Source organism: Arthrobacter sp. H41 (assembly GCF_000520535.1).
GTDB lineage: Bacteria > Actinomycetota > Actinomycetes > Actinomycetales > Micrococcaceae > Arthrobacter_D.
In genome coordinates this window covers 33,601-38,650 of record NZ_KI914796.1, presented here as the reverse complement: position 1 = coordinate 38,650, position 5,050 = coordinate 33,601, and the positions used below count along the sequence as shown (strand labels likewise).

General features: G+C 65.3%; 6 protein-coding genes. 4 read left to right on the top strand and 2 right to left on the bottom strand.

Going from position 1 to position 5,050, the window contains the following annotated elements; translation table 11 throughout:
• Both Y705_RS21295 and Y705_RS0109700 read right to left on the bottom strand, forming a co-directional pair.
• The coding region (locus Y705_RS21295; protein ID WP_444826175.1) for an adenosine deaminase family protein at nt 1-496 on the bottom strand (496 nt) is incomplete at its 3' end.
• A gap of 62 nt (nt 497-558) precedes the next feature.
• Complete coding sequence (locus tag Y705_RS0109700) at nt 559-1,662, bottom strand: oxidoreductase (RefSeq protein ID WP_026532712.1); 1,104 nt, start codon at nt 1,660-1,662, stop codon at nt 559-561.
• 132 nt (nt 1,663-1,794) lie between these two features.
• On the opposite strand from Y705_RS0109700, the gene Y705_RS23160 reads away from it, so the two are divergent.
• From Y705_RS23160 to Y705_RS18845, 4 genes are all read left to right on the top strand, one after another.
• Nucleotides 1,795-2,028: a hypothetical protein gene (locus Y705_RS23160; RefSeq protein WP_253908568.1), complete on the top strand. Its 234-nt coding sequence runs from the start codon at nt 1,795-1,797 to the stop codon at nt 2,026-2,028.
• 20 nt (nt 2,029-2,048) lie between these two features.
• On the top strand, nt 2,049-2,690 hold the full coding sequence (locus tag Y705_RS0109695; protein ID WP_253908567.1) for an amidohydrolase family protein: 642 nt from the start codon (nt 2,049-2,051) through the stop codon (nt 2,688-2,690).
• Between the two features lie 169 nt (nt 2,691-2,859).
• Nucleotides 2,860-4,212: an ergothioneine biosynthesis glutamate--cysteine ligase EgtA gene (egtA, locus tag Y705_RS18850; RefSeq protein WP_081737952.1), complete on the top strand. Its 1,353-nt coding sequence runs from the start codon at nt 2,860-2,862 to the stop codon at nt 4,210-4,212.
• Nucleotides 4,209-5,050: SUMF1/EgtB/PvdO family nonheme iron enzyme (locus Y705_RS18845; protein WP_155850011.1), on the top strand; the 842-nt coding region annotated here is incomplete at its 3' end. The genes egtA and Y705_RS18845, both read left to right, overlap by 4 nt.

Below are 5,050 nucleotides of genomic sequence, written 5' to 3'. Positions count from 1 at the left end.
CGGACTCGGCAGAGTCGAGTCCGATCCCGATGATCGGCGCCTTCATCGCCAGCAGCTCCTCAAGCACGGCGAGCGCGTCCTCGACGGGCTGGTCACGCAGGAACGCCGCGATCAGCCCCGTGCTGATGCCGAACTCCTCCTCGCTGTTCGCCAATGCCGAGAAAACACCGTCGACACACACGTGCAACGGCACACCACGGGCCGTATGCGCCTGGGGATCCATCATGATCTCGGCATGGCGTACGCCGGCTGCCGCTGCGCGCGACAGGTAGGCGCGGGTCATGTCAGCGAAATCCTGCTCCGTCCGCAGCACCGCCATATTGCTGTAGTACAGGTCGAGGAATGACTGCAGATCCTGGAACTCGTACTGCTCCCGCAGCTCGTCGATGCTCGAATAGGGCAGCGCGATGAAGTTCCGCGTGGCGAGCTCGAAAATCAGCTCCGGTTCCAGCGTGCCCTCGATATGGAGGTGGAGTTCGACCTTGGGAAGCTGCATCCCTGTAATCTACTACGGTAGCCGTCACACCCGCGGTTCCTGGCAACCTCTGGAGTGCGGGCCTATGCCGGCAGCTGCAACTCCCAGTCCTTCACATCCGCCACGGGAGCAAACAGGCTTCCATCAAGCTCGTCGAGGGCCAGGTTGTTTCGCACTCTGTGCGGCCAGTTCCGGGTGGCAAGTGCCGCCTTGCCGAGGGCGACGACGTCGGCAGCACCGGTTTCCAGCAGTGACGCGGCCGTTTCCGGCTCGTCCAGATTGCCGTTGGCAATCACGGTCACTCCCGAATGCTGCTTGGCGAGTGAGGCCAGGGACTCCCCGCCGTCCGCGAATGCAGGCTCGGCGGCCCGGTATTCAGTGGTGTGGATGAAGTCGATTCCAGTGGCGCCCAGCGTGGAGAAGATGATTTTCGCTTCCTCGACGCCGCCACTCCACCGGTGCTCATTGTCGCTGACTTTTGCTTGCGAGATGCGGATTCCCACCGTCATATCCGGGCCGACGGCGTCGCGCACTGCGCGGCAGATTTCGGCGGCAAACCGGACCCTGTTCTCGGGTGAACCACCGTAGGTGTCGGTTCGCTCGTTCAGGTACTCGGTCAGGAACTGGTCAAGCAAATACCCGTTCGCGCCGTGGATTTCGACGCCGTCGAACCCGGCCTGCTGGGCGTGCAGGGCAGCCGTCACGAAGCCCTGCCGGACCTCGTCCATTTGGGCCGCGGTGATCTCCGACGGCACAGGATAAGGACCCTCTCCACGGTAAAACGCCAGCTGCTCGCCCTTCGGCGCAACCGCGGACGGTCCTACCGACGAGTCCACGAACCGGTTGCCCTGGGATTGCGCCCCTGCATGCATCAGTTGGGCGATGATCCGGGCGCCGGCCGAGTGCGCGGCGTCGACAACTTTCGTCCAGGACTGTGCCTGCTCCTGAGTGGCTATACCCGGCTGAAACAGGTAACCCTGGCTGTATGCGGTGTCCGGGTAGATTCCCTCGGTGATCAGCAACCCGAAGCCACCACGTGCAAAAGCTTCGTAGTAGGCGGCCATTCTCTCGGTGGCGTGCCCGTCCTCGGTGGCGCTGACGCGTGTCATTGGAGCCAGCGCGATACGGTTGCTCAACTGAGTGGAACCGATGCGGACGGGCGAGAAAAGCGGGGCGGAATTCGGCATGGGAGTCTCCTTCTGATTTCTGCAACAGGGAGGGACGGCGCCAAAGGGGGCCTGGCGCGTTTCACTCCAGAACGGTGGAGCGCAGGGGTCTATTCCTCGCCAGTGATTACCCGTCCCCGGAAGGAGGCCTGAATGGTGCCACTGACGGATGACGACGTGCCCGGCTGGTGGGAGCGGCTCGGCCTGCCGGAATTGATCGATATTCATACCGATTTCCTGCCCGAGCGCATGCTGCGGCGCGTCTGGGCCCACTTCGACGAGGCAGGTCCGCTGGTCGGGCGGCCCTGGCCGATCACCTACCGCTGGAACCAGGAGGACAGACTGCGCACCTGCGGCGCATGGGAGTGCGGCGTTTCACTGGCCTGACCTATGCGCATCGGCCCGGGATGGCAGCGGACCTGACGGATTTCGCCCTGGCGCTTGCTGCGGCAGAGCCCGCCTGTGTGCCGAGCGCTACGTTCTTTCCTGAGGACGGCGTCCTTGACTCCGTGCGTTCGGCACTCGAGCGCGACGCGCGGGAGTTCAAGGTACATGCGCAGGTGGGCGGATTTGACCTGCGCGAGCCGATCCTGGACGCGGCGTGGGGACTGCTCACCGACGCTTGCGTTCCCGTGGTGGTGCACGTGGGCAGCGGCCCTGTTCCGCGGATCGGTTTCACCGGGCCGGACAAGCTCGAGGGCGTGATGCGCAGGCATCCGAACCTGACCGCCGTCGTCGCGCATCTCGGCATGCCGGAGTATGCCGAGTTCCTAGGCCTCGCCGAACAGTACCCACGGCTGCATCTCGACACGACCATGGCGTTCACCGACTTCTTCGAGGCAGTTGCCCCTTTCCCTTCTAATCTGCTGCCGCGGCTGGCGGCCCTCGGCGACCGCGTGGTGCTGGGCAGCGACTTCCCGAACATCCCCTACCCCTACGCGCACCAGTTGGAGGCGCTCGAGCGGCTGCGTGACAGGGAGCCACGGCTCGACGACGGCTGGTTGCGCGGCGCCTGCTGGTTCAACGGGCTTCGGCTGATCGGGGACTAACTCATGCCGGAATTCACCGTCGACGCCGAACCCGTGCAGCGTGCCTTCTACAAGCCCCAGGCTTCACTGAGGGCTCCAGGCTCAGCCCGGAACCCATTTCGCGTCTCTGCGCAATTCCGGTGAGTTCCACGCACCTACCATCACTTCCACTCTGTTGTCGTCCCCGAGAATGGGTTCCCATTGGTCGGACGACCTCCTATCGTGGAGCCTATTGACTTCTTGCGTCGCGACGAAGGGATGGCCTGTGGTGTTGGAGTTGGAACGAAACTTGAAGCCGCTGTCGGAAACCGAGGCGGAGATCTATGTGGCGTCGGTGTGTTTCAAGACCGGGCCCCCGGGATCCGTGGGCGTGGAAATCGAACGAATCGTGCACGATGCCGCGGACGCCCGGCGGCCGGTGCCGGTAGCCGAAGTCCAGGAGGTTGCTGGGGAGGCCGAAGGAAATCTCTCCGGCGGCGGTGTCATCACCTACGAACCGGGTGGGCAGCTCGAGCTGAGCTCGGCATGCGCACCGAATCTTCCCTCCGTCATCGAGGCGGCAAGAGCTGACCTGACGGTTCTTGACCGCTGTTTCGCGAACGCGGGTCTTTCCTTCAGCAATGTGGCGCTGGATGCATCCCGACCTCCGGTGCGGACGCTTGATCACTCCCGTTATGCAGCCATGGAAGCCCATTTCGATCGCTCAGGTCCTGCCGGGCGGACCATGATGTGTTCCACCGCATCCCTGCAGGTGTGTCTCGACGCCGGTCTCCCCGGAAGCGGTACGGGTAGCGCGGTACAGCGCTGGGAGCGCCTTCACCAGCTCGCGCCGGTACTCGTCGCGCTTTTCGCCAACTCCCCTTTCCGCCATGGCTCGCCCAGCGGCTGGCAGAGCACCCGGCAGGCCGTATGGTCGGCGATCGACCCGTCCCGCACCTCGCCCGTTCCGTCTTCCGAAGATCCCCTCACTGCCTGGGCCCGCTACGCCCTCGATGCGTCGGTGCTGTGCATCCCGGCGTCGCACGGTTCCTGGGAGGCGCCGCGCGGCCTGACCATGCGGGGATGGCTGCGCGGACAAGGGCCCCGGCCGGTTACGGGGCAGGACCTCGACTACCATCTCAGCACCCTCTTTCCCTTCATCCGCCCTAGGGGCTTCCTCGAGATCCGGGTTATCGACGCCCAAGCGGGTTCCGACTGGGAAGCCGCAGCAGCCATGACCACGGCTCTGGTGGATGACCAACGGGCGGCCGATCTTGCTGCCGCGGCCTGCGCTCCCGTGACCGCGCTGCCCCATCCGATGACTGCTGCCGCCCGGGACGGGTTGGCGGATCCCGTCCTCGCGGCAGCAGGGTTGGCGTGTGCTGAGGCAGCGCTGGGTGCTCTGGAGCGGCTCGATGCCGATGCGGGCACGAGGTCCCGGGTGGAATCATTCGTCGAGCAGTACCCGGCGCGTGGCCGCTCTCCCTCGGACCAACGGATCGACGATTGGCGCCGCACCGGCCTGTTCCTCGACCCCGCACAGCGAAAGGAGAACGCCCGATGAGGAATCCGGTTCCCATAGGTACCGGCACTGCGCCGGATGATCTGCGTGCCTACATCGCGGAGGGCCTGGAGCGTGCGCGCCGTCGGACACATGCCCTCACTGCGTGTGACGAGGAGGAGCTGCTCAAGCAGCACTCTCCTCTGATGTCTCCCCTGGTGTGGGACCTGGCACATGTGGGCAGCCAGGAGGAGCAATGGCTGGTCCGCGACGTCGGCGGGATGGAGCCGCTCCGGCCCGAGATCGACAAGCTCTACGATGCCTTCGAGCATTCGCGCAGCAGCCGCCCTTCACTGCCACTGCTGGCTCCCGGGGAATCCCGGGGGTACCTTGCACAGGTGCGCTCCAAGACACTGGACATCCTGGACCGCGTCCCGCTCGAGGGTTCGCCGCTGCTGGAGGCCGGGTTCGCCTTCGGCATGATGGTCCAGCACGAACAGCAACACGCCGAGACCATGCTGGCGACGCATCAACTCCGGGTGGGTGAACCCGTCCTGCACCCTGTTGCTCCGGATCCACGGGTGCTTTCCCGCCGCGTCACGGGGCTGCCCCCCGAGGTGCTGATTCCCGGCGGATCCTTCTCGATGGGCACCTCCGTGGAGCCCTGGGCGCTGGACAATGAGCGGCCCGCCCATGAGGTGCATGTCCCCGGCTACTGGATCGACACGGTGCCCGTCAGCAACGGCAGCTTCCTGGAGTTCATCAACGACGGCGGGTACGCGAACCCGGACTGGTGGACCGCCGAGGGCTGGAGCTCCCGCAACGATGACGATCTGACCGCCCCCAAGTACTGGATGCGGGACGGTCACCAATGGTGGCGGGTCCGTTTCGGCGTCGTCGA

Coding starts and splice junctions, on each gene's coding strand:
- egtA (WP_081737952.1), top strand. CDS start 2,860: ATGGGTTCCCATTGGTCGGACGACCTCCTATCGTGGAGCCTATTGACT.
- Y705_RS0109700 (WP_026532712.1), bottom strand. CDS start 1,662: ATGCCGAATTCCGCCCCGCTTTTCTCGCCCGTCCGCATCGGTTCCACT.
- Y705_RS23160 (WP_253908568.1), top strand. CDS start 1,795: ATGGTGCCACTGACGGATGACGACGTGCCCGGCTGGTGGGAGCGGCTC.
- Y705_RS0109695 (WP_253908567.1), top strand. CDS start 2,049: ATGGCAGCGGACCTGACGGATTTCGCCCTGGCGCTTGCTGCGGCAGAG.